Annotated in this window: 24 protein-coding genes; 13 read left to right on the top strand and 11 right to left on the bottom strand. The window is 62.9% G+C overall.

Annotated elements, in window-relative coordinates; translation table 11 throughout:
• The first annotated feature begins 7 nt into the window (after positions 1 to 7).
• Together AC1DVN_RS15970 and AC1DVN_RS15965 are read left to right on the top strand one after the other, a co-directional pair.
• Positions 8 to 1,477: a cellulase family glycosylhydrolase gene (locus AC1DVN_RS15970; RefSeq protein ID WP_477994019.1), complete on the top strand. Its 1,470-nt coding sequence runs from the start codon at positions 8 to 10 to the stop codon at positions 1,475 to 1,477.
• A gap of 83 nt (positions 1,478 to 1,560) precedes the next feature.
• Positions 1,561 to 2,622, top strand: a complete 1,062-nt coding sequence (locus AC1DVN_RS15965) for an alpha/beta hydrolase (protein WP_477994018.1) — start codon at positions 1,561 to 1,563, stop codon at positions 2,620 to 2,622.
• A gap of 7 nt (positions 2,623 to 2,629) precedes the next feature.
• Here the strand turns inward: AC1DVN_RS15965 and AC1DVN_RS15960 are convergent, their stop codons facing one another.
• Positions 2,630 to 2,956, bottom strand: a complete 327-nt coding sequence (locus tag AC1DVN_RS15960) for a winged helix-turn-helix transcriptional regulator (protein ID WP_019745900.1) — start codon at positions 2,954 to 2,956, stop codon at positions 2,630 to 2,632.
• A 56-nt stretch (positions 2,957 to 3,012) separates the two neighbouring features.
• On the opposite strand from AC1DVN_RS15960, the gene AC1DVN_RS15955 reads away from it, so the two are divergent.
• The gene (locus AC1DVN_RS15955) at positions 3,013 to 3,897 is read left to right on the top strand and encodes an NmrA family NAD(P)-binding protein (protein ID WP_477846002.1); all 885 of its coding nucleotides are present in this window, start codon (positions 3,013 to 3,015) and stop codon (positions 3,895 to 3,897) included.
• 60 nt (positions 3,898 to 3,957) lie between these two features.
• Here AC1DVN_RS15955 and AC1DVN_RS15950 read toward each other — a convergent pair whose 3' ends face one another.
• Both AC1DVN_RS15950 and AC1DVN_RS15945 read right to left on the bottom strand, forming a co-directional pair.
• Complete coding sequence (locus AC1DVN_RS15950; protein WP_003943237.1) at positions 3,958 to 4,086, bottom strand: hypothetical protein; 129 nt, start codon at positions 4,084 to 4,086, stop codon at positions 3,958 to 3,960.
• 179 nt (positions 4,087 to 4,265) lie between these two features.
• Positions 4,266 to 4,838: a TetR/AcrR family transcriptional regulator gene (locus tag AC1DVN_RS15945; RefSeq protein ID WP_021333326.1), complete on the bottom strand. Its 573-nt coding sequence runs from the start codon at positions 4,836 to 4,838 to the stop codon at positions 4,266 to 4,268.
• 53 nt (positions 4,839 to 4,891) lie between these two features.
• Between AC1DVN_RS15945 and AC1DVN_RS15940 the strand changes: the two genes are divergently transcribed.
• On the top strand, positions 4,892 to 5,329 hold the full coding sequence (locus AC1DVN_RS15940) for a DUF2867 domain-containing protein (protein ID WP_477846001.1): 438 nt from the start codon (positions 4,892 to 4,894) through the stop codon (positions 5,327 to 5,329).
• Here the strand turns inward: AC1DVN_RS15940 and AC1DVN_RS15935 are convergent, their stop codons facing one another.
• Genes AC1DVN_RS15935 through AC1DVN_RS15925 form a run of 3 tightly spaced genes read right to left on the bottom strand, consistent with a single transcriptional unit; the run spans position 5,330 to position 9,229 of the window.
• Entirely contained in the window at positions 5,330 to 6,958 is a 1,629-nt protein-coding gene (locus AC1DVN_RS15935) for a cation:proton antiporter (RefSeq protein WP_269576694.1), read from the bottom strand. It abuts the gene before it with no gap.
• 37 nt (positions 6,959 to 6,995) lie between these two features.
• On the bottom strand, positions 6,996 to 7,661 hold the full coding sequence (locus AC1DVN_RS15930; protein ID WP_019745905.1) for a YoaK family protein: 666 nt from the start codon (positions 7,659 to 7,661) through the stop codon (positions 6,996 to 6,998).
• A 14-nt stretch (positions 7,662 to 7,675) separates the two neighbouring features.
• Positions 7,676 to 9,229, bottom strand: coding sequence for an MBL fold metallo-hydrolase (locus AC1DVN_RS15925; RefSeq protein WP_355332711.1), 1,554 nt, complete (start codon positions 9,227 to 9,229; stop codon positions 7,676 to 7,678).
• 244 nt (positions 9,230 to 9,473) lie between these two features.
• Between AC1DVN_RS15925 and AC1DVN_RS15920 the strand changes: the two genes are divergently transcribed.
• Positions 9,474 to 10,451, top strand: coding sequence for an ABC transporter substrate-binding protein (locus tag AC1DVN_RS15920; RefSeq protein ID WP_477994017.1), 978 nt, complete (start codon positions 9,474 to 9,476; stop codon positions 10,449 to 10,451).
• Between the two features lie 33 nt (positions 10,452 to 10,484).
• Here AC1DVN_RS15920 and AC1DVN_RS15915 read toward each other — a convergent pair whose 3' ends face one another.
• Both AC1DVN_RS15915 and AC1DVN_RS15910 read right to left on the bottom strand, forming a co-directional pair.
• Positions 10,485 to 10,970, bottom strand: coding sequence for a hypothetical protein (locus AC1DVN_RS15915; RefSeq protein ID WP_020971240.1), 486 nt, complete (start codon positions 10,968 to 10,970; stop codon positions 10,485 to 10,487).
• A gap of 71 nt (positions 10,971 to 11,041) precedes the next feature.
• Positions 11,042 to 11,920 carry an alpha/beta fold hydrolase gene (locus tag AC1DVN_RS15910; protein WP_477846000.1) on the bottom strand — a complete coding sequence of 293 codons (879 nt, stop codon included), beginning with the start codon at positions 11,918 to 11,920 and terminating at the stop codon, positions 11,042 to 11,044.
• Between the two features lie 82 nt (positions 11,921 to 12,002).
• On the opposite strand from AC1DVN_RS15910, the gene AC1DVN_RS15905 reads away from it, so the two are divergent.
• Entirely contained in the window at positions 12,003 to 13,943 is a 1,941-nt protein-coding gene (locus AC1DVN_RS15905) for a BTAD domain-containing putative transcriptional regulator (protein ID WP_477845999.1), read from the top strand.
• 10 nt (positions 13,944 to 13,953) lie between these two features.
• On the opposite strand, the gene AC1DVN_RS15900 is transcribed toward AC1DVN_RS15905, so the two are convergent.
• Both AC1DVN_RS15900 and AC1DVN_RS15895 read right to left on the bottom strand, forming a co-directional pair.
• Positions 13,954 to 15,528 (bottom strand): carboxylesterase/lipase family protein, encoded by a 1,575-nt coding sequence (locus tag AC1DVN_RS15900; protein WP_477845998.1) that lies wholly within the window; start codon positions 15,526 to 15,528, stop codon positions 13,954 to 13,956.
• A 112-nt stretch (positions 15,529 to 15,640) separates the two neighbouring features.
• Entirely contained in the window at positions 15,641 to 16,969 is a 1,329-nt protein-coding gene (locus AC1DVN_RS15895; protein WP_020909604.1) for a diacylglycerol/lipid kinase family protein, read from the bottom strand.
• Positions 16,970 to 17,123: 154 nt separating this feature from the next.
• Between AC1DVN_RS15895 and AC1DVN_RS15890 the strand changes: the two genes are divergently transcribed.
• The 4 genes from AC1DVN_RS15890 to AC1DVN_RS15875 are packed head-to-tail and all read left to right on the top strand — an operon-like array spanning position 17,124 to position 19,099.
• Positions 17,124 to 17,558 carry a hypothetical protein gene (locus tag AC1DVN_RS15890; RefSeq protein WP_031331451.1) on the top strand — a complete coding sequence of 145 codons (435 nt, stop codon included), beginning with the start codon at positions 17,124 to 17,126 and terminating at the stop codon, positions 17,556 to 17,558.
• A complete protein-coding gene (locus AC1DVN_RS15885) occupies positions 17,555 to 17,818 on the top strand; it encodes a hypothetical protein (protein WP_019745914.1) in 264 nt (87 codons plus the stop codon). The genes AC1DVN_RS15890 and AC1DVN_RS15885 overlap by 4 nt, the downstream gene beginning before the upstream one ends.
• Complete coding sequence (locus AC1DVN_RS15880; RefSeq protein WP_020909606.1) at positions 17,806 to 18,450, top strand: TetR/AcrR family transcriptional regulator; 645 nt, start codon at positions 17,806 to 17,808, stop codon at positions 18,448 to 18,450. Before AC1DVN_RS15885 ends, AC1DVN_RS15880 begins: the two co-directional genes overlap by 13 nt.
• Positions 18,451 to 18,460: 10 nt before the next feature.
• On the top strand, positions 18,461 to 19,099 hold the full coding sequence (locus tag AC1DVN_RS15875) for a DUF5701 family protein (RefSeq protein WP_020909607.1): 639 nt from the start codon (positions 18,461 to 18,463) through the stop codon (positions 19,097 to 19,099).
• Here AC1DVN_RS15875 and AC1DVN_RS15870 read toward each other — a convergent pair.
• Complete coding sequence (locus AC1DVN_RS15870; RefSeq protein WP_477994016.1) at positions 19,096 to 20,529, bottom strand: amidase; 1,434 nt, start codon at positions 20,527 to 20,529, stop codon at positions 19,096 to 19,098. The genes AC1DVN_RS15875 and AC1DVN_RS15870 overlap by 4 nt on opposite strands.
• Positions 20,530 to 20,597: 68 nt before the next feature.
• On the opposite strand from AC1DVN_RS15870, the gene AC1DVN_RS15865 reads away from it, so the two are divergent.
• From AC1DVN_RS15865 to AC1DVN_RS15855, 3 genes are all read left to right on the top strand, one after another.
• Positions 20,598 to 21,230 carry a TetR/AcrR family transcriptional regulator gene (locus AC1DVN_RS15865; protein ID WP_264613544.1) on the top strand — a complete coding sequence of 211 codons (633 nt, stop codon included), beginning with the start codon at positions 20,598 to 20,600 and terminating at the stop codon, positions 21,228 to 21,230.
• Positions 21,227 to 22,081 (top strand): alpha/beta fold hydrolase, encoded by an 855-nt coding sequence (locus AC1DVN_RS15860; protein ID WP_070795460.1) that lies wholly within the window; start codon positions 21,227 to 21,229, stop codon positions 22,079 to 22,081. The genes AC1DVN_RS15865 and AC1DVN_RS15860 overlap by 4 nt, the downstream gene beginning before the upstream one ends.
• 56 nt (positions 22,082 to 22,137) lie before the next feature.
• Positions 22,138 to 22,612: DUF222 domain-containing protein (locus tag AC1DVN_RS15855; RefSeq protein ID WP_477994015.1), on the top strand; the 475-nt coding region annotated here is incomplete at its 3' end.

Here is a 22,612-nt window from a genome sequence, read left to right as displayed (position 1 = left end):
AGTTTCCGTGCGCCGTATCCCGCTCTCAGCATTGATAGTCGCGGGCTCACTGACACTGGGCGGCGGCATTGCCGCGGCTCAGGGCAGCCTGCCCACGTCGGGGAGCGCCGGCGGCACGGACGTGCCGCCGTCGTACCTGACCGACGACGCCGGCCGCTCCTTGATCCTGCGAGGGTTCAACACGGCGTCGAGCGCAAAAAGCGCACCCGACGGCATGCCGAAGTTCACCGAAGCCGACCTCGAACGCGAACATGCCGACATGGGAACAAATTTCGTGCGGTTCCTGATCTCCTGGCGTTCGGTCGAACCGGAACCAGGACAGTACGACCAGGCGTATCTCGACCGCGTCGAGGACCGGGTCAGCTGGTACGCCGAGCGCGGCTACAAGGTCATGCTCGACATGCATCAAGACGTCTACTCCGGCGCGATCACACCAGAGGGCAACAGCGGCAACGGCGCAGGCAACATCGGCAACGGCGCACCGGCCTGGGCGACATACATGGACGGCCTTCCGGTCAGCCCTCAAGACCGCTGGGAGCTGTACTACATCCAACCCGGCGTGATGCGCGCATTCGACAACTTCTGGAACACCACCGGCCAACACCCCGAACTGGTCGAGCACTACGCGAAGGCATGGCAGGCGGTGGCCGAACGTTTCGCAGGCAATGACACCGTCGTGGCATACGACCTGATGAACGAGCCGTGGGGCGGTTCCCTCCAAGGCCCCGCATTCGAAGGCGGGCCCCTCGCTGCCCTGTATCAGCGAACCACCAACGCCATCAGGGAAGTCGATCAGGACAGCTGGGTGTGCGTGGCCCCGCAGGCCGTCGGCGTCAACCAAGGTGTCCCCAGCGGACTGACGAAGATCAACGACCCACGAGCCGGCGAACAGCGAATCGCCTACTGCCCACACCTGTACCCACTGCCCCTCGACCTCGGTGACGGATACTCCGGCCTCTCACGCACACTCACCGACGCGACCATCGACACCTGGCGCGACAGCGTCGAACACATAGCCGGAAACGTACTCGGCGGCGTCCCGGTCATTCTCGGCGAATTCGGGCTCGACACAACACTGCCCGGCGCAACCGACTACATCGACCGCGTCTACACGACCGCCCGAGAACTCGGCGCGGGCGTCTCGTACTGGTCCAGTGATCCCGGGCCTTGGGGCCCGTACCTGCCGGACGGAACACAAACACTCCTCGTCGACACCCTGAACAAGCCGTATCCGCGTGCCGTCGCTGGCACACCCACCGAATGGTCCTCGAGCGTCGACCGCCTTCAGTTGACGTTCACCCCGAACCCCGCGGTGACGGCACCGACCGAGATCTACCTACCCGAGAGCGGCTTTCCCGGCGGCGTCGACGTCGCAGGCGCCGACATCGTGAACTGGAATCCCCAAAGCCGGCTTCTCACAGTGGAAACCGCGGACGACGCGGGCCCCGTCACAGTCACGGTGACGCCGGCAAGCTGATCGCGAGCGTCGAAGTTCCTGGATATTTGTCCAGTTCTTTCGTAACGTACAAGCGACGGGTGATCAGCCGACGGAAGGCGAGTATGTCCACGGAGAAGATGTCTGTCCAAGATCGTGTTGCGCGGGTGGTGCTCGATGTCGTTGGCGCCTTACCGACCGGCGCGCAGCGCATTCTCGGTGGCAAGCCGAAGGAGATCGACGGACAGACTCTGCACCCCGAGATCCAGCTTGCACTGCGATTGCTGTCGGCAGTGGAAGGTACGAGCTTCGAGCATCTTCCGGTCGAAGAGGGACGAGCTCAGATCGACGCCGAATCGCGACTGTTCGGCGGTACGCCCATCGACATCGAAACGGTTCGCGACCTCGAGATCCCGGCCGGAGACCACGCGATTTCCGCTCGGCTGTATCGCCCGGCCGGGGTCTCCACGCCCGCTCCACTTTTGGTGTACTTCCACGGCGGCGGGTTCGTCCTCGGCAGCCTCGAGAGCGGCGACAGTGTGTGCCGCTTCCTGGCCCGCCACGGCGAAGTCAGTGTGCTGTCGGTGGACTACCGGCTGGCACCGGAGTTCCCCTTTCCCTCCGGGGTCGACGACGCCGTCGCCGCATTCCGGTACTGCGTCGAACATGCCGCGGAACTGGGCGTCGATCCGAAATCCATTGCAGTGGGCGGAGACAGCGCCGGCGGGAACCTGGCTGCCGTCGTCGCGCAGTCCACGACCGAAGACGACGTCAAACCCGCATTCCAACTGCTCTTCTTTCCCTGGGTGGACCTTTCGTCGAAGCGCCCGTCGCACAAGATGTTCGGCACCGACTTCTTTCTCACCGACGCCCAACTCGACTGGTATGCAGCCCATTACCTGTCGGGCGGCACTTCGGCTCTCGACCCGCGAGTCTCACCGCTGCTCACTCCGGACCTGGCCGGCCTACCGCCCGCGTACGTTGCGGTCGCCGGTTTCGACCCACTACGCGACGAGGGCGAAGCGTATGCGAACCGGCTGCGAGAGGCCGGAGTCCCGGTCGCACTGAGGCGTCACAGCGGTTTGATCCATGCCTTCGTCAACACCACCGGCGTCGGCCACACCGGACAAGACGCGATGTTCGAGTCCTGTGGCGCTCTGCGAGTTGGACTTTCGGGCCCGCGCTGAGGGCACCTCAGGAAACGGGGAGTGCCAGATCCGCCCACTCGACCATCGCTTCGAGCACGGAGCGCAGTTCCATCCCCGTCGCGGTGAGTTCGTACTCCACTCGCGGCGGCACCTCGGCGTAAGCAGTCCGGGTCACCAGGTCGAACTCCTCGAAACGTTTGAGCCTAGCCGACAGTGTCCTTGGACTGATGCCGGGCAAAGCGCGTCGTAGTTCCGTGAAGCGCATGGGGCCGTGCGTGAGCTCACGAACGATCAGCGTTGCCCACGGTCCGTCCAGGACCAGCAGGAAGCGCGCGACGCCGCACTCCGGAAGCACGTGACCTGATTCACTCATCGATTCCCCATTAGTTCACTTGAAGTAACTGGTTCCCGATGTGAACTATAGGCGTCATGACTTACACAGTGCATGGCGCCACCGGCGCACAGGGCTCTCCCGTTCTCGCAGGATTGGTCGCGGCTCTCGCCGGATCGGCAGGGGCCGAAGTCCGAGCAATTACCCGTAACCCTGACCAGACGTTCGAGGGTGCGAACACCGTCGTCGCGGACAATGCGTCAGTCGACTCTCTCGCCGACGCTTATCGCGGGGCGGACGGGGTGTTCTTTCACCTGCCACTCGCCGGCGACACCGAGACGCTAGCTGGTTATGCCCACAATGTTCTGGCTGCAGCGAGAGCGGCGCGCCCTTCGCGGTTCGTGATCTCTACCAGCGGCACGGTGATCGGCGACGCTACTTCGCCGCTTGCCGGTCCCAACACACCCGTTCTCTCCGAGCTCGTCGACGGACTTCGCGCCGAAGGCATCGCGGTGACCGTTCTGACCCCACGTTTGTTCCTCGAGAATCTTCTTCTGCCCACTGTGCTGTCGGGAGTGAAAGACGAAGGCGTCCTGCGTTACCCACTGCGTGCCGATCTCGCGGTCACATGGAGTTCACATCTCGACGTCGCTGATGCAGCCGTCGCGGCCCTGACTCTCGACGTAGCACCGGACGCGGTCGACATCGGACAGATTCCGGCGATCACCGGTATCGAATTGGCCGAGGCATTCGCCGAACACTTCTCGCGCGCGGTAACTTTCGAAGCCGTAACACCCGATGCCTTCGGTGCATCGATTGCGCCGATCATCGGAGCGGGTGCAGCAGCCGGGGTTTCCCAGCTCTACACGGGACTCGAATCTGCCGACAGCGTCGCGTTCGACTCCGCGACGGGTTCTACTGCTGCCTTGGGTATCACTGCCCGCAGCACGCGGGCCTGGCTGGCAGATCTCGGGGTGAACTGACCGGACAACGCAAAAGGCCGGCTCCGCGAAGTATCGCGTGGAGCCGGCCGATTTCCGGGGTTACCGGTGCGTGCGGGTCTTCAACTGGCGGTTCAGCTGCCGACTCCCGAAGTCCAGACCGGCACCGTCACTGGTGGCCAGCACGGTGAGTCCAGCGGCGACCAGCAACGAAATAAGCACAACGCTCATGGTGAGTCACCTTTCTTCCTGTCGTGAAACGGTTTTGCGCCTCCGGGAAATGCCGACATACCCGGCACCCCACTTCAGCTGACCTCAAAGTATCTGTAACTATGGGTTACGCGCAATGTGTGGTCCCTCACCTGAAAGCGCAGGGTGATGCGCAGATCACGCTGCATTCGATGGCGGACTTACCCGGCCAGAACCATGCTCACGAACTCGTCGGCGAGCGCGTGAGCGTCCGCACCGCTGCCAGGAACCACATCTGGCGCACTGTGCACCAATTGCATCTGCCCCAGGTACATCGAATAGGCAAGTACGCCACGATGTTCCGCTTTCTGCCTGTCCATCCCCAGATCGACCAACAACGTCACGATGTAGGCGACTCGACGCTCGGTGACACGTCGAACCGCCGCCGAAACCACAGGATGGTCGATCCCGGCAAGCAGTTCCAACTCCGCACGGCGACCGGCCAGTCCGGTTGTGACCGCGTCGACCAGGCGACGCAACCTCACCTCTGCCGGTTCGCCGGAGGCCTCGACGGAAGAGATCAGTCGCTCGGTTGCCAGAACTTCCCATCGATCGAGCGCAGCCTGCAGCAATTCGTCACGGTTCGCAAAGTGCCAATAGAAGGAACCCTTGGTCGATCCCAGCGTGCGTGCCACCTTCTCCACAGCGACGGCACCTGGCCCGTGGCTGGTCAGAGCCTCGAAAGCAGCATCGATCCATTGATCGCGGGAGAGTCGGGCGCGGGCATTCGTCACCTCCGTACGGTACCGTATGGGTAAGTTCCATACGGCACCGTACGGAGGATGAAATGACACTCGCATTCAAGGCAATGTCTGCACCGGACTGGGCAGAAGCCACCACGATCACCATCCCGTCTGTTCCGACCCATACTTCCGAGGAGTGGGCGCAGGCCGTCTTCGACGTCAGGAATGTCCCCGCACCAGTCCTCGCGATGTTCTGGCTCAGGGAGCGGGTAGTCGGACTGCTCGGCATCGCCAAGGGACGCCCGGACACCTTTACCGTCGACAAGATCGCCGACGGCGAGGCCCTCATCGAGGCGGACGAGAAACACCTACGATTCGTCGCCTCGGTTCAGGCCGACAACGACGCCGGTCTCCTGCACGTCGTCACTGCCGTGGAGCTGAAGAACCGCGCGGGCCGAATCTACTTCGCACCAGTTCAGGTACTGCACGGCGTGATCACGCGGGCAATGATGACGTCTGCTCGAAAGAGACTGTGCACGTGATCAACCGTCCGGACCGCCCTTGAGTTCGAGGCTGATCTGATCGGCATCCAGCGCGGCCAGTGCCGATCCGAGCATCCGTGCGTCGAACAGGCCGTCGTCCCGCGCGTCGAGTAGCGCTTGGCGCTGCGCGTCGATCACATCGAGCCGGGTCTTCTTCTTCGACTGCCCTTCGGGTGGAACGAAACTCGCAGAAGCATCCTCGAGTAGAGCGAGCAAACGTCGATGTTCGTCGAGTTCGGAATCGGTGAGGTCCTGCGCTGCCGGACCGACCGCCACTACGACGCGCTTCAACGTCCCACCCTGAAGGATCAACGAGCCGGCTGCGACCAGGAACGCCACCAAGATCAGAAGCGATCGACTCGGAGTGTCTTCCGGAAGAGTCTGCGCGGCAGCCAGAGTGACCGCTCCGCGCATACCGGCCCAGATGACGATCGTCCCTTCACGCCATCCCAACGGCGCGGCAAGGTAGTAATCGATATCGGCAACCGTCCGCCGCACCCGAATCTTGAACCGTTCCATCTGATTCGCCGAAGGCGCCCGGCGCCTGCTACGCCGCCCTTCGTCCGGTGGGTAATCCTCTGGATTTTCGAGACGATTCGCGATGTCGGAGAGTCTGGGTTTCATGCGTTCGCGAAAGTTCGCCCGCGCCTGGAGTGCTCGCAGTAGCGGCGCGACGTACAGAGCCCGAACCAAGATCGTGAGGAACAGTGCACCCGCAGCGACGAAGAATGCGGTAGGTATTCCCTCGTGGTCGACCCGGACATCGTCGACTATCGACGAGAGTTCGAGGCCCATCACCAGGAAGATCGCACCTTCGAGGACCAGTTCGACTGTGCGCCAGTTCTGGGAGTCCGACAACCGATGACGCGGCGAAAGCTTCCGAGGAGCGTCGTAGCCGGTGACGAGCCCGGCCACAACGGCAGCAACCAACCCCGATGCACCCAACTCTTCGGCGGGGATCGCGGCCAGAAACGGCACCGTGAACGAGATGACCGTGTTGACCGTCGAGTCGGTGACACGGGCACGAACCATCAGGTTGACCTTGCCGACGACAACACCGATGACCGCGGCCACGACGACGGCAAAAGCGAACTTGCCCAACACACTCCACAGCGATACCGACGCGGCCGCTCCGGCGATGGCAGTACGCAACAGGACCAGAGCGGTAGCGTCGTTGAGCAGGCTTTCGCCTTCGAGGATCGACACCACCCGCGGCGAGACCGGGAGTTTCTTGACGATGGACGTCGCGACGGCATCCGTCGGGCTCACGATCGCGCCGAGTGCAATGCCCCACCAGATGCCGAGTCCTGGTATCACCCAGGAGAAGAACACACCCAGAACAAGCGCACTCACCACGACGAGGAGAACTGAGAGCCCACCGATAGCACCGAATTCACGCCGAAACTCCATCGACGGCATCGAGACCGAAGCTGAGTACAGCAGCGGCGGAAGCACACCCGCGAGAATCCATTCCGGATCGATGTCCACTGCTGGGACAAAGGGGAGGAGGCTGACAACGATCCCGGCCATCACCAGAATCAGCGGCGCCGCGACTCCGATCCGCGCCCCCAGCGTCGAGGCGGCGACGATTCCGAGTAGTCCCAGCACAACGATGATCAGAGCATCCACAGTTCCCCCGCACTCCGGCTTGTGTACCCCGCTCTTTCTACACCTGTGCCGGCGCCGGGGGCGAGACCCGCCACGCGACGGCGATCAGAAGAACCGTGAATGCCGAAGCAGGCCACAGAGCGTGAAGGCCGATCCACCGATGAACGAGCGCACCGACTACCGCGCCCGCGATCAACCCCGCGCACATCCCGAAGTGCTGCAGCCACGCCCACTTCGGGCCGCCCAGAAAGGCTCCGGTGAGACGCTGGCCCATCTTGACCAGCGCACCGGTCATGTACGTGACACCGATCGTCACCTCACCGTCGCGTTGGAACACCGAGTTGACGGCTCCCATCGCCAGGGCCATCGCGGAAATCGCGCCTGGGGTGACGTCGAGGCTGCTCATCACCGAACCGATGGCCAGCAGTCCAGCCACAACCGCAAGCACCGTGACCTTGCGCGTCCGGACGGAGTACCGCTCCGTGAAGTGGGTGACGACGGTTCCCAGCGCGATTCCCAGGAGGAAGAGCACGATGATGCCGCCTGCCACCCGCGCGGTCGACCACACCCCGTCGGCAAATGCGACGCTCGCCTGCGTCATGTTGCCGCTCATGAACGAAACGAAAGGCCCACCGAGCGTGATGAATCCGAGCGCGTCGACGTATCCGGCCAACCCGGCGAGCGCTGTCGCCAGGCCGATCAGCGACCTGCTGTATCCCGTCACCCGACGAGCTCGGTTCAGCTCAGCTTGCTGGTGCGCAGCTCGTGGCCCTTGGACGTCTTGCAGCGGCCGGTCTCGAGATCCCACTGCCAGCCGTGCAGATCGCAGGTGAGGTTGGTGCCGTCGACGACACCGAACTTCGACAGGTCAGCCTTGAGGTGGGGGCAACGACGCTGAATCTCGTAGCCACCCAACTCGATAGACGCACTGTCGTCGTGCGCCTCGGCGAACCAGCCGTCGGCGTATGCGATGCGTTCGTCGGTGAGGCACTTGAAGAACGTGTAGAGGAACTCGTTGTACCCACCGATGCGCCACGCCGTGAAGCGTGTCGACAGGAAAATGGTGTTGACCCAGTCTGGCTCGTCGTCACGCAGAACGGTGCGAACCAGTTCGGGAGCAATGCGGAAGCCGTAGCGGTACTTACCTTCTCCGTCGATGGGCTCGCGAACGATCCGCTTCGGGAAGTCGAGGACGACAGTCTCCTCTCCCATCACGAGTCCGACGGGGTAGCCGATTCCGTCGCAGATCAGATCGGACTGCGCCATGATCGGCTCGAACTTGGCCTTCAGACCGTCGAGCAGCGGCTCGCCTTCGGCCGGAGCCCACGTAGCCTTCTGCGCGGCGATGACCGGTGCCATCTTCTGCGCCATCTTCTCGATGTACTCGGCCTTGTTCGAGAAGATCTTGTCGACGTCCGCGTCCGGGATGGGATGCGTCAGGGCGACCTTCTCGCTCCCCCGAAGTTCGACGGCCGAGCCGGGGATCATCAGCAGACCACGATCGTTGCCGTTGATGCGCATCTGCTCGAGGAACGTGATCTGGTCGGGGAAGATGTTTCCCTCGTCGCCGTGATCGTCGTTGAGGTAACGCAGGTCGTCGTCGAGGAAGACCGGCGGGCCGGCCGACGGGACAACCCAGGCAGCGTCGACCTGGGCGATGTAGTTGCGGCAACGGTCCATGCCGCGCTGACGCTTCTGCTTCCCGAAGTTGCGCTTGGTGCCCTTCGGGATGTCGTAGACCATCGGGTACCAGATCGCGCCCGAGTACTGCAGCAGATGGATGTCGACCTTCCCGAAGGCGTCGGTCAGCGGGTCCAGGTCGACGGGCCTGGCGTCGTTCATGTTGAAACAGGTGGTCTCCCCGTCCGAGACGACCAGGCCTGAGTCACCGATCGGACCGTCCGCGGGAGCGCGCAAAGCGATGATCATGATGTCGAGATCGCCCTTGGGACCGCTGACTGTGTGCTTGACGGAGTCTTCCGTCTCGAAGAACTTGTGGAAGCCGAGCTTCTCGAGCTCACGTTTGAGGTCCGGCACCGGGTAATCGGGGAGCAGGACGGTGGCGTCCTTGTTGACGTGCGCGATCAGGTTCTTCGGATCGAAGTGATCCTTGTGCAGGTGCGAAACGTAGAGGTAGTCGCAATTGCCCAGCGCGTCCCAGTCCAACTCGGTGTTGTCGGGGAACGGCACCCAGGACGCGAAATACGTCGGGGTCACCCATGGATCACACAGGATGGATCCGGCCTCGGTCTGGATGTGAAATCCTGCGTGGCCGACGCTGGTGATCTGCATTGCAACCTCCGAAATCGTACTGCTGGTGCACCCAGCATAGTCGGCGCCATCAGGGCCAAATCGCGATCGAGGAGGCGGCCGGTTGTGACGTCATGCACGTCAAAGGTCGAAAGTGGGTTGTGATTCAGGCGGGCCGGTGACGCCGACAACACTCTGCGCGCTGGCGTGTTCGCCGTATTTCTTGGCGCTCATGGGAGCTGTTTCGCCATTCCCGAAGGCAGCCCCTAAGGCTAACCTAACAAACATGACTCGACTTCTTTCTCCCTCCACGACCGATCGCGACTACTGGGCGATCGTGGACAACCTGACGCGGCGCGGTTTCTTCGGCGTCGGCGCGGGCGTCGCTGCAGCCGCGTTTCTCGCCGCCTGCAGCAGCACGGAAAGTTCGACGCCCGATAACGCGGAGACCTTCGAGTTCACACGCGGCGACGAGAAGCTGATCATTCCGACGGACCCCCAGAACGTCGTTGCCCTCGATCCACGCGACGGCCTCGAATTGTCGATCCTTGCGGGGTACCCGGTGACCGCCTACCCGACCGGCGCCGCCGAACACCTTCGCCGCGAGGTCCCGGATGCCACCGGTGTCGAGATTTTCGCCGAAGGTGCTTCGGATCCCAACTTCGAATACATCTCGACCCTCGGCGCGGACCTTCTCGTCCTCAGCGCCGGCTGGTGGGACACCGGGTCGTACGGCAACGACCGGATGCAGCAGATCGCACCGGTCCTGCCCGTCGGCAAGGACTTCACCCCCGAGTGGCGCAAAGTCATGTCGGACTTCCTCACCGGCATCGGGCGCAGCGATCGCGCCGAAGAAGTACTCGCCGAGTACGACGCCCATGTAGCTCAGGTCCGCCCGACCGTCGAACCGCTGATGGCCGGCAAGAAGGTTGCCTTCGTCGCCGCCGCCGAGGATCAGATCGCGTGGTTCCAGAACGATTTCCGCACCGCCGTCGCCGAGGACCTCGGGTTCGAGGTGCTCCGTGAAGGCCCCGACCTTCGCGTGATGCTCGGGTCGGAGCAGTTCAACCGTCTCGAAGAAGCCGACGTCATCTTCGCCTTGGATCGCAGCGCCTCCGGCAGCGTGTACACCTCGCCGACGTGGCAGCGCTTGCCCGCCGCACAGGCCGGTCGCGTGATTCCGTTCGACTACTACACGGCCGCGGGATACGCATTGACCGCCAAGGTCCTGGTCGACGACTTGGCGGCCGGGGTCAAGCGGTAGAATCCGACCTTCGTCAACCCGACGGGGCCCCGATCATTCGGCACCGGCGGCTCGTCCTGTCACGCGGTCCCGAAACTCGCGGAACGCTTGGAAACCACCGGTGAGCGCCCGCGCCAGTTCCTCGGCGCTTTCGACCCAGACGACGTCCTCCAACTCGGAAACGTCGTCGGGCTCGTGATTGCGCTGGGGAACGAGAAACGTCGGGTCACCCTGAGGGTTGACGATCAGGAACCCAGCGGCCGCGCAGAGGTCGTAGACGAACGCGCACTCGGCAGGCGACAGCGTCGCGTGGAAGATTCCACCACTGAGTGGATCGCTCTGCTCGAGCGAGTCGAGATGAAGGTCGGAGAAGGCCCCGTCGATCGTCAATGCCCTGTCGTCACGGTCGACGATCTCGCCTCCGTACGGGCTCTCGACCACGCGCAGCCCGTGCTGATCGAGGAAAGCGGCGACCGCCGCCCGATCAACATCGAGTTGCACGTCCTTCGTCATACGCATGAAGTGCAGCGAGAAACCCATCGATCCCCCTCGTCCATTCGCGACGCACGTGATGCGCTCGCCAGTACCTCGACAGCCGAGAAGCGTCAAAACTACCTCTCGAGTAGGGTCCGGATCGCCTCGACCACTTCGGCAGGCGCCTCTTCCGCCATGAAGTGACCTGCGGACAGCGTGCGGTGCTCGAGATCGGGCGCCCACGCTTTCCACAGGGCCTCGGCGTCGTAGCCGAGCATCGAACCCCAGTCCTGCTGAATGACCGTGACCGGCATGTGCAGTTGGTTGCCAGCATCCCGATCGACCTGATCGTGTTCGATGTCGATGCCTGCCGACGCCCGGTAATCGGCAACGATCGACGGCACCGCCTCCCGTGAGGCGCGCAGGTATTCCGCCCGCACGTCTGCCGGAATCGCTTCGCGGTTCTGCGTCCACACGTCGAGAAAGTGCTCGAAGAACGCGTCGGCGCTGGCGCTGATCATCTGCTCGGGAAGACCAGGTGGCTGAGCCATGAGATAGAGATGGAACGCCACAGCAGCATTCGATCCGTGCAGGATGTCCCACATATCCAAGGTCGGGAGCACGTCCAGCGAACCGAGCTGTGTGATCACATCCGGGTGGTCCAGCCCAGCTCTGACGGCAACCAGCGCACCACGATCGTGGCCGACGAGGGCGAACTTCTCGTGTCCCAGCTTCTTCGCCACCTCGACAATGTCGGCAGCCATTGTTCTTTTGGAGTAGGTGTCCGGGTTTTCCTCGACCGGTTTGTCGCTGGCTCCGTATCCGCGGAGATCCGGGCAGATGACAGTGTGATCCGACGCCAAGGCAGTGGCTACGTGACGCCACATGAGGTGAGTCTGAGGGAAGCCGTGCAGAAGGACGAGTGGTGTTCCGCTTCCGCCGACCGCGACGTTGAGCCGCACCCCGTCTGTTGTGGAAATCTGCTGATAGTCGAAGCCTGGAATGGTGATCGTCATCGGTCGCTCTCGTTTGTCGGGGTGATGGCAATCAGCCTCGCCGTGGTCGATGAGCATTCGATGAGCGCGATAACGTGGGGAAATGCGAGACCACACATTTTTCGGAGTTCTCGGACCCGTGGTCGCGTGGAACAATTCGTCAGGGTTGATCGATCTGAAGGGCCCGCGACACCGAGCGGTTCTCGCTCGTCTGATCATTGCCCGAGGACGTGTTGTTCCGGTGGACGTGATTGTCGACGACTTCTGGGTCGATCCTCCGGCCGGGGCGACCAGTGCAATACGTACGTTCGTTTCCGCACTGAGGCGCGCGCTCGAACCGGATCGTGCCCCGCGAACGAAGCCGAAAGTCATTGTCACCGAAGGCCCTGGCTACGCCTTTCGTGCTGCACCCGACGCGGTCGACGCTTGGGAATTCGAAAGACTGGTACGTGAAGCCGCCGATTCGACGCCGGCGCAATCACTCGAACTGCTCCGAACCGCGCTCCAACTGTGGAGAGGGCCGGCCTACGCGGAGTTCGCCGAAGAACCGTGGGCTCGATCGGAGCGGTCACGCCTCGAGGAACTGCGTCTGACTGCCGTAGAACGCTTCGCATCCGCGCAACTCGATCTCGGGCGAACTGCCGAAGCGATTCCCGATCTGGACGCCCACGTCATGGAACACCCTTGGCGCGAGGATGGTTGGCGACTACTCGCTCTCGCGCTGTACCGCTCCAACCGTCAAGGCGATGCTCTGGCAGTCCTACGTCGCGCACGCGAGCTACTCGCCGAAGAGTTGGGCATCGACCCCGGGCCACGACTGACCGACCTCGAGTCGGACATTCTCCGCCGCGAAAACCACCTGGATCCTGTAGCGGCAGAACAGATCTTCACTCATGTTTCGGCAGCGTACGACCGGACCGTAGCGGCAGGATCGAAATCGAGATTGGAGTCAACCGTCGGCCTGCTCCGAAGTTTGGCAGTTACGGGCGGAAGCGGACTCGAGACTGCCCGAAACCAACGACTGACAATCATCGGTGCCGCTGAACAATTGGACGATGTCGAACTCACCGCACGGATCATCGGCAACTACGACGTGCCCGGAATCTGGACACGATCCGACGATCCTCGGCAGGCTGCACAGATCGTCGCGGCCGCTCAGCGCACCCTCGATCGACTTCCGGTCGGCAACGAACCCGCTCGGGCCAGACTGTTGGCGACAATTGCACTCGAATCGCGCGGACTGTCCGGTCAGCGCGGGCTCGAATGTGCCCGCGCTGCAGTGCAGATCAGTCGCGCTCTCGACGATCCAGGTCTCCTGGCTTTCGCTCTGAACGGATTGTTCATGCAGACGTTCTGGACTACCGGTCTGGCCTCCGAGCGCGACGGCATCGGCCGTGAACTGGTCGACCTCTCCGCTCGACACGGACTGTCCACCTTCGAGATTCTCGGCCATCTCATCCGTATGCAAGCGCTCGGCGCACTGGGGCAATTCGACGCAGCCGAGCTACACGCCGAGACAGTTGATCGATTGGCCGGACGTCACGAACGGCCGTTGGCAGCGGTGTTCACCACCTGGTTTCGCGCTATGCGAACGGCCACTACCGGCGCGGAAGCGGCGCACTGCGAGAAGCTGTACGAAGCTGCGGCGGTGAACCTTTCCGGTTCCGGTATGCCGGGTCTCGAGGACGGCATACTCCCTCTCGCAATTCTCGCCCTCCGCGTGTGGCGGGGACTGCCGGCAATTTTCGACCCGGCTACGCAGTGGGGCCCGTACGAACCCTGGGCCCGGCCACACCTGCTCATCGCACAGGGGCAGGCGAACGAAGCAGCGAAGGCCGTCGAGGCATTGCCGGACCCGCCCAAAGACCTACTCTCCGAGGCACTGTGGTGCCTGACTGCCGCGGCGGCAACTGCAGTCGGCGACAGTCGAGTCAAGGAGCGTGCTCGAGCGGCGCTCTTACCTGCCGCCGCCGAAATTGCCGGCGCCGGAAGCGGAATGCTCACAGCGGGACCCGTCTCGCACTATCTCGCCACACTGCAGTAGACCGGAACCATCAGGTGAATGCAATCACCGTGTCACCCCACGCCTCCCGGATCTCGCAATCCAGATCAGCGACGACGGCATCGTGCTTGTCGATCAACAGTGTCGAGCGTGTGTCGGTGTCGTAAGTGGGCCACCCCGGGTCCGCACCCAGTTCACGATCGGCTCCGGTGCCGTAATCACCTGCAGCTCTGGCGAAATCCAGCCACCTAGCCTGCATGCGCTCTGACACGTGACGCGCCGCGCTCAGCCCACCCAATTTGTAGGTGATGTCCCGCGCTCCGTGATTGATGTTGCCGAAGACGTAGGCAAGTTCGGTCCCGTGGGTCGCACCAATTTTCAGCGCCTTGAGCATCGGCGGCGCGTAGTCGAATCGGTACAACCAGGTCGGTGCAATCTTGCTGTGCGCCTCGGCAATCCACAGCGTGGGCAAACGAAATCCGAAGTCACGGGTCAGCCCGAGACCAGCGCCCAGCTTGGACAGCCCCGAATACGCGCCTTCGATCTGCGAATGATCGGGTAGCTCGAGCCCAGGGTGCTCGTCGGCGATCTCCGCGAACATCGACGTGATCACGACGGGATCGATCGGCATCAACGGCGATTTCATCATCCGGAAGAGCGAAGATTCGTCTTTGTTGGTTCCGATGATCAGCGGAATCGGGTGTGCACTGCCGTGACGGAACGCGCGCACCGGGTAATCAGGGAGCAGATCACCGTCGACGATCGGCGCGAACGCCAAAGTGCCGGGCGTCTCCTGAGGGACGCGAGCAAACAGTTCGTCTGACGGCCCGATCATGTCTTCGGCAGACGTGGACCGCAATAGACCCAGATCGCCACCGCCGCTGAAGATCTCCAGAAACAGCTTCGCGACGATCTCGCCACGTTCACTCCCGTACACCGAAGTGGCGGGGGAACTCTCGGCGATAGCGCGATGAAACAGGCCACGGGCGGACGGCACGGTCATCAGCGTCGTCACAGCGCCGCCACCTGCCGACTCGCCGAACAACGTCACCCGATTCGGATCACCACCGAAGGCCGCGATGTTGCCTTGAACCCATTGCAGCGCTGCAATCATGTCGCGGAGAGCGACATTGGGTTCGAAGGTGTGTTCTTCCGAGTTGAAGGACGAGAAATCGACGAAGCCGAACACACCGATGCGGTAGTTGATCGAGACGACGACAACGTCACCGTTCTCAGCCAATGTGGTTGCGTCGAAAAGTGGTTGGCTGGATGCTCCGCGAAAGTACGCACCGCCGTGAATCCAGACCATGACCGGTTTACCCGGCTCATCAGAGCCGACGGGGCCCGGCGCCCATACGTTGAGAAACAGGCAGTCTTCATCCATCGGAACGTTCTCACCGAGCGGGATCATCGCAAGTCGACTTTGCGGTTCACACGGACCGAATTCTGTTGCGTCTTGAATCTCGGTCCACGGCTGTGGCGGAACGGGTGCGCGGAAACGCAACGACCCGACCGGAGGTGCCGCGTAGCGGATCCCCTTCCAACTCGATACCGCACCTTCCGTGGATCCACGAACCGGCCCGTACGTTGTCTCGACTACCGGCGCTTCGCTGGGTGTGATCGTCATTCGATTGCTCCTCGAGGATCCGTACCGGCCCTCAATGCTGCCAGCATCCGGTGCAAATCGGACATGTTTGCCGGATTCACTCTGCTGGCAGTCATGCAAGGCTATCGCCAGGTCATGCGCCGGATTTCGTGAACTTAGCCAACTCTCGCAATCGGACCAGATCCCAGGCATGCCTGGGCCTACGGACGCCCGGACGGTCTCGGGGGACTCTGACTCTCAGTGCCTGCGGGCTGACCGTGCACCTGACGGGAGTCGGCATCACCAGAGCCTCACCGTCGACGCCGACCGGAATCTCGTCGGTGTCGGCGTCGATGATCACCTCGAATCCGGTGCCCTGAGCCAGGCCTCGTTGATGCGCCCGATGGAGTAACCCGACGGCCTGACGGGCGCTGCCGACGGAGATCGCCACGATCCCGAGAGTGCCCCGGTCCAATCGCGGGCGATGACCGAGCCCCGCCAAGTCGTTCATCTCGTACGGTCCGTTGCTGACCAGAACCGCCTGTGGACCCACCGCGGACACGCTCGGGGAGCGCGCGGTCAGCACCGCTCCGGCGCGTCCGGCGAGCAGATCCGGGAGTTTCTGCAGGAAGGTGCTGGTTTTGGCGTCGCGGTACTCCGGACTCTGGACAACTTCGGCGTATGCCCCGAACGATGCGTTGTTGACGAAGGTTCGACCGCCGACATTACCCAGATCCACCGTCACCTCGACGCCGTCGACAAGAGCGTCGAGGCACCGTGACGGATCGTCGAGGTCGAGACCCAGATCCGCGGCGAAGTGATTGCGCGTCCCGGCGCTGACGACCAGGAAGGGCAGATCGTGTTCGGCCGCGACAGCGGCAACCAACGCCTGAGTTCCGTCGCCACCGGCAACACCGAGTAGGTCGGCGCCGTCCGCGACCGCCTGCCTGGCCAAGGCCGTCACGTCGATCTTCTCCGGCCCCTCGAGCAGTACGACCGTGGCCCCTCGTTCCTCGGCCTTGCGTTTCAAGTCGAACTTCTCGACCTTGCCACCGCCGGAGTTCGGATTCATCACGAAGAACGGTTTGGCGGGCGGCGGCGCCGGTCGCTCGACCACCGGCAGTTCCTTCTCCTCCCCCTCCAAAGCGGCGCGGGCGCAGATACCGGCTATGACGAACAATCCGATCGAGAGCAGCACCACCCACAAGAGGCGTTCTCGGATCAGGAAGGCGAGCACCACGATCGGCGTCAGAACCGCCACAGCCAACGAGATCCAGCGGAGGAATCCGCGGGTGGTCAGAAACCAGTACACCGCTACGACGCACACGACCACCCCACCGATCCCCAGGATCAGCATGGTCAAGGTTTTCAGTCCGGCGAAAATCAGGAGCACCACGACGGCAAGAACCAGCGCAGCAAATGCCGCGCGCGCCAACCAACTCTGTTTCGACGAGGGCCGATCCGTGCGGACAGGGGTCGTCATCGAGCCACCTCCCGCAGTTCGCCTCGTCGGATATTCAACTGTTGATATTGCCGTGTCTGTCTCCTCAGGACTAGCCAATTACCTACCCTCGGAAACCCACTTTTCCAGCGCTGATACTTTATGACGACACCTCGTCATAAAAAGGAGAAGGCCCGTGACAACACCGACGTCCGCAGCATGGGGATCTTCGGAGGAGCCTCTGACCGTGGTGCGGAAAGCCGGTCTTCACGGACTGCGGTGGACGGCCTGGCTGGCCGGCGCGACGGGCCTCGCACAATTGGTGTCGATCGGGCTGAACCTAACCGACACCGTCCACGGAATCGTCCCGACCACGTACCCGCCTGTAGACGTGGCCTGCAGCGTTGTCGCGCTCGTTCTCCTGGTCAGCCTGCTTGTCGGCCGACCCGACGGCCCCGCGATGTTGTCGGGTCTCGCCCTCCTCATGGCCATGCTGATGGCGCCGACCCTCCACAAACATGCACCCGAGTCGCTCTGGCTGGCGGGTGCACACGCCGTTTCGGTCGTCGCCGTCATCATGCTGTCCGTGATGACTTCGAGGTTCTCCAGTGCCGAGTTGGATCGGCCGTGACACCGGATTCACCTCTCTCACTTGCAGCCGAAGAATGGATCACCGATCTGACTGCCGCGGAGATGGAGCGATTGCGCAAACGCACGACGCTCACCGCCGCCGAGGCGCAGGAAGTCTGCCGATCCGTACGCTCGATCGCGCAGCAGATGATGCTTGTACCCGTCTCGATGTGGCAGGGTGATCCACGCCTTGTTGCGGATCTGTTCGACCTCCCCGTGACCATGAATCAGACACAGGAGGATCGACCATGCCGAAGCTGACCGGTGGCGCGACAACCGCAGAACACAAGATCGCGACCCGAGAAGCCATGTTGGACGCGTTCATTCGCGAACTTCACGAGCAGGGCTGGCAAAACGTGAAGCTGCAGACTGTGGCCCAGGCAGCCGGTGTCTCACGGACCGCGGTGTACAACTACTTCCCCGACAAATCTGCGTTACTGCTTGCCTGGTCCACCCGGGAGATGGACAGATTCCTGCTCCTGGCCGAGCGTGAACTCGCGGATCGCGAGAATCCTGTCGACCGAATCGAAATCCTCGTCAAACTGACGCTCGTCGAGTTCTCACTGCAGCGATTCACGGGAATCGCGTTGGTCGAATTGCTGTCTGCGCAAGATCGCGAAAGTTTCCTCGAACATATTGTCCCGCTGTCGGTTCTGGTAGAACAGCTCGTCCAGGAAGGTGTCGACGCCGGCGTCTTTGTCGATTCCGATGCTGCCGCGTCCGCGCAACTCATCCTCGCCTGCGTGGAAAGCCGTCGCCCGATGCTCATGGCCGGCGACCGAGTGGACACTGTCGTGGCGACCACCGTCCCGTTCATCATGCGCGCGTTGGGCGTCTCGTGGCCGACTTCCCTCACCGCCGATCCCACCGATCGGCCTGCTCACGATCGGTAGGATCGCAGGTATGCACTTCGACCTCCCGCCCATCGATCAGCAGGCCGAACGATTGATCGAACTCGGGGTACACGAGATGGCCGGGCTTTCTGCCGGCGACGTCAGGGCAGCCGCCGCAGCCGGACAAGGTGAGGTGGGACTGCTTACCGTGCACGAAAAACTCGCTCCAGCTTCCATTTTGACTCCCCTGCTCGAGCACAAGAACAAGCGGGGCTTCATTGTCGTCGACATGGCCGACGTCGATCTGTTCGCTCCTACCGAGCCGGCCGCGTTGCCTGATACCGCGATGTATCTGCTCGGTGAAGTCGACCGCGGGGATCACCTGGCCAATTGGAGCCCGGACGAAGCACTTCCCGCGATCGTTGATGCCGACCGTACGCCGCTGACCCTCACCGAAGGCATTCACTGGCTGTTGCAGCGCCCCGACGTCCTCGAACGCGGAAAGTGCTTCATGACGATCGGCTCCCGATTGCGTAAGCCTGACGGATCTTTCGACACCAGAACCCCGGCTGTGTGGATCAGCAACGGAACCGGCCGGGACGGCAAAGACAACCGCAACGCCCCGAAAGTCGGGTGGTGTTGGTGGGGTAACCGCCACACGTGGTTGGGGTTTGCATCGGCCGGCGGGCGGACGTCGCTCCCGGGTTAGAGCACGGTTGCGCGGTCGAATCGGTATCGATCCTTCCACGGCATCGCGTTCTCCAGCATTGCAGCGGCAGAGAGCAATTCTGCGTCGCAACCCCATTTCGCCGAGATCATCACGCCGAGTGGAACACCGTCTTCCGTCCAACCGAGTGGCAAGCTGATCGACGGGAATCCAGTTGCGTTGGCGACGATGGTGTTTCCCGTGAAAGCGACCATGTCGATCAGTTCGGTCGCGGGGTCTTCGTCATTACGTAGCTCACCGACTGCCAACGGCGGTGTTGTCACCGTCGGGGTGACAACAAGATCGGCGTCGGCGTAATCCAGGCTCCACCGCCGCGCCCATGCCTGAACAACTCCGATTGCCGCGGCCAGATCGCCCGACGGCACTTCGTTCGCTCGAACACGTAAGTGCTGCACTATCGGACGGAGAAGGTGTTCGTACTCTTCGGGAATGGGCTTGGTGCCGGCCAAAGACGAGAACATCGTGGTGAAGGCATCGACGAAGGCGTCGTCTCGGACCTGAGGTCGTTCGAACACGTTGTGTCCCAGGCTCTCGAGAACGACGCCCACCCTCGATACCGCCTCGGAGACTCGTGGGTCCACCGTGCCGCCGGATACCGAGCCATGAGCGAGGGCGACGGCCAGGGGGCGAGAGTGCGATCCTTCTGCCTGGACGACAAACTCTTCGAACGACTTCGGCCGGGGCGGGTGAATCGTCCCGGCGCCAGGTCGCGTCGCCAGAACATCCAGCAGTGCAGCGGTATCGCGAACCGTTCGGGCGATCGGCCCCTTGCTCGCAAAACCGAAGTTGTCGTGACCTGCCACCCCCATCGTGATCAGACCGCGACTCGGCTTGAGGCCCACGACTCCGCACGTACTTGCCGGTGAACGCAACGACCCGGCGGTGTCACTTCCCTGAGCAAACGGCACCAGACCAGCGCCAACGGCGGCCGCGGCGCCACCACTGCTACCGGCAGCACTTCGTGTGCGATCGAACGGACTGCGCGCGGGCGGAGCAACTTCCGGCTCGGTGTAACACGCTGCCCCGAACTCGGGCACCGTCGTCTTGCCGATATCGATCAGACCACCTTCTCGGATCGCCTCGACGATCTCGTCATCGGCGTCCGGCACGAAGTCCCGAAAGAGCGCCGATCCGAAGGTCGTGCGGATGCCGCGAGTCGCGTCGAGGTCCTTGATAGCCGTCGGGACGCCGAACAGGCGCGGAAGCGGTCCGGCGTCCCGCTCGTCCAACCTGCACTGGGCCTGCTCGGCGAGTTCGATCGCATGTTCCCCGGCGATCGTCGTGAATGCACCCACGTCATCGGAAGTGGTCGCACGATCGACGAAGTACCGGGCCACCTCGGGGATCGAGACCTGCTTCGCGGCGATCACACCGGCGAGTTCGACAGCGGACAATTGATGGAGATCAGTCATCGGGCAGCACTCCTTGTAGGTCAATCGACACTTGTAATTTCGATACGCGTATCGCTATTGTTGTCAGCATGGTATCCGAATCCGCCGGCTCTGCAAGGGCCGGTCGACCAAAAGCATTGAGTCACAGACAGATACTCGATGCTGCGGCCGAGATCGCCGATACGGACGGCCTGGACGCGGTCTCATTTCGAGTGCTCGCCGAGCGACTGGGCATATCGCCGATGTCCGTCCACCGCACTACCGGCGGCATCGACGCGCTGAGGCGAGACCTGATTTCCACCCTCGTGGGAGAAGCCGTCTCGTCGATCGACTGGCCGACCGACTGGCGCGGGGTTGCCCACACGTTCGCCTACGGTCTACATGACCTTCTGATGAGGCATCCCCTCGTTCTGGAAGCCCATCGGCAGGCATCGCTGGAAGCACCCGGTGCCGACGATACCGCCCACCGAGTCGTGCGAGCACTTTCGCAGGCCGGCCTCGATGACGAACAGGCCACTTACGCATACGGCGCCGTGCATGATTTCGTGACCGGACACGTCGCAATTCAATTGGGACGCGGAGCTTTCGACAGTGCACCCGCCGATCGACGCGAGGCATCGGTGTTCGCGCTTCATCACGATCCCGCCCGAAGGTTCGAATTCGGAGTCACGCTCATTCTGGATGGCGTGGCGTCGATCGCGCAGCGAGGAAGCACAACATGACAAGTAGCGTGACGACAACCGAAATTCGTGGCACCTCGGGGCGCCGTATCGCGTTCTGCGAGTACGGCGATCCGACTGGCCGGCCGGTAGTCGTGGTTCATGGATCACCTGGCAGCCGATACGAGGGGCTCTCGCTCGACAACGCGGCTGCGACGGCGGGTCTACGGCTGATCGTCCCCGATCGCCCCGGCTTCGGTCGCACAGATCCACACACGGACAAGGGATTTCATTCCTGGGACGACGACTACGTCACTCTGATCGATCATCTCGAGTTGGACTCGGCCGCACTGATGGGCTTCTCCGGAGGCGGCGGTTACGCGCTCGCAGTCGCTGCGGCCGTACCCGAACGAGTCTCGAAATTGGTGCTGGCGTGCGCCATGATTCCCGGAGCCCCACGAGATACTTTGCGGCGCAGGATAAAACTGGTATCCGCGCTGTACTTTGCCGCCAACTGGGCTCCCCGCATGGCTGGCGCAATGCTTGCGGGAACCGGAGTGTTCTCCAAGTTGCGCAGCGACTCCGTCTCGATCTGGCCGGCCGCCGATCAGGCCGTCATGACCGACGAGTCGCATCGCCCTGCTCTCCAATTGGATTCATCCGAAGGGATCGCACAGGGCGGATCCGCAGGGGTTGTCGACTTGGCTCGGTATCGCCACGAGATGCCAGGGTTGCTTCAATCCATCTCGGTACCAACGGTTTTCCTGCACGGAACCGATGACAGGAACGTACCCATCGAAGTTGCCCGCTGGGCCCACTCGATGATCCCCCACTCTCGCTTCGAAGAGGTCAGCGGGGGCGGCCATTTGTTCGTAGTCGCGGACCCCACTCCACTCATTCGCGCCCTCACATAACCTCTTGACTCGAACTGATGTTCGAGTATTGTTAGAGGTGGGGATCGGGGGATTCAATGAGCGTCTTGTTGTCGGATGTGGTGTCTGGTTCTGCGGTGGGGTTGCGTGGACGGCTGTGGCAGTTACCTGCTTCTGAGTTGCGTGCGGCTGCGGTGTCGGCGAGCGCGGAGATTCTTCGTCTCGAGGCGGTGCGGGTGGCGGTGGTGGACGAGTTGTCGTTGCGGCCGGATGATCAGGTGATTGCCAGCCGCGGGGTGGGTTGCTGGTTGGCGGCGAACACGATGCTGCAGGTCCGGGACGGGAAGAAGATCGCCGCCCTCGGTGCAGCGCTACGGCCTTTTCCGGCGGTGGCGGCCCGGTTCGATGACGGGGACTGCTCCTTCGAGCACGCCGTGCTGATCGTGGCGTTCTGCGAATCACCACCGAAGGGAATGCCGGACGAAGCGCTCCCTCGCTGTATCGACCTACTGTTGGCGGCCGCGTCCGGAGTGGAAGCGACGACCACGAAAGTCCGGACCACGAAAGTCCGGA

Source organism: Rhodococcus sp. P4_E4 (assembly GCF_056401575.1).
Note: the sequence above shows the minus strand (reverse complement) of the source record. Positions and strands in the feature narration are given on the sequence as shown.